A 1,155-nucleotide genomic window follows, 5' to 3' on the forward strand; every position below is an offset into this window, starting at 1 on the left:
CGCAGCGGTTGAGGACTGACCAAAACCATCAGGGTAGGCATTGATCCGGTTTTAATAGGTCATGGTGCTGTGAACCTGTGCGGTTATCCTCGAAAGAAAACCGAGACAGATTCCGTTAGGAGAGCAGCATAATGAAAGTGGTTGAGGTCGCAGCATTGGCCGATTACGTCGGCAAGGAATTGGGTGCTTCAGACTGGTTTCAGATCGATCAAGAGCGCATCAATGCTTTTGCCGATGCCACTCTGGATCATCAGTTCATTCATGTGGACCCGGAACAAGCGCGAAATACCCCCTTTGGCACCACCATCGCTCACGGTTACCTGACGCTGTCGCTGCTGCCGTATCTGCAGGCGTCCATCGACGATTTTTTGATGCCCAAAGGCATGAAAATGGCGATGAATTATGGCTTCGACAAGCTGAGATTCATGGCTCCGGTGAAGGAAGGAAAGCGGGTTCGCGCGCGTGCTACCTTGCTGGACGCTACGGAAAAGCGTGAAGGGCAGTGGCTGCTCAAGTTTGCGTTCACGGTGGATATCGAAGGTGAAGACAAGCCCGCGCTGGCGGCTGAATGGCTGCTAATGTACTTCGTCTAATCAGCTTTGCCTGCGGTTGTGTGAAGACAGGCCGCAGGCAGTTGTGCGAAGGGGATGGTGGCGGCAAAGCCCTGACACTCCACTGTTTTTTCCGCGTGTTGTTCACTTCTGTGACCTCTCTTTGGTGATTTCCTGCTATTCTTGGTCTGCTGATTTCGTCGTACTCTGGTGTGCCGACAGCGCCGGTGTCTCTCCCGGGCACAGACTCTGATATGAGCGCAGACACACACGCTCGGCATATAAGAAAAACAGAACAGTAAAGGCAGGGCAGGAAGATGTTGCACCGTCCCCGGCTGTGGTTACGCCACGTCATAGATAACCGCTCCGCCATTCGGCGGGATTTGCGCCTGAGCCTGAGCCACATCACCGACATTCCCCGAATGGTTATGCCTGCGGGAGATGAGCCGGGCGTTAGTTCTGAGCTCTCTCTGTCGTCCTATTCCAGCCGTGGCGAAGCACTGCTTTCCTTGTTGCAACTATTGGTTCCGGCCACCCGTGAATCCATCAGCCAGGGGACGCTGGTGTGCCATCCGCCCCGGGCCGTGCGTGAGAATACACGCAG

At 54.9% G+C, this 1,155-nt stretch carries 1 protein-coding gene and 1 pseudogene; both read left to right on the top strand.

Annotated elements, in window-relative coordinates; genetic code table 11:
* Window positions 1–131 precede the first annotated feature (131 nt).
* Window positions 132–593: a MaoC family dehydratase gene (locus tag A3754_RS01560; RefSeq protein ID WP_063518676.1), complete on the top strand. Its 462-nt coding sequence runs from the start codon at window positions 132–134 to the stop codon at window positions 591–593.
* A gap of 275 nt (window positions 594–868) precedes the next feature.
* A pseudogene (locus tag A3754_RS25870) lies at window positions 869–1,155 on the top strand (hypothetical protein); the annotation flags it as partial.

Source organism: Alcanivorax sp. HI0083 (assembly GCF_001635175.1).

Excerpts from the sequence above, each read along its gene's own strand:
- A3754_RS01560 (WP_063518676.1), top strand. The coding sequence starts at position 132 with ATGAAAGTGGTTGAGGTCGCAGCATTGGCCGATTACGTCGGCAAGGAA.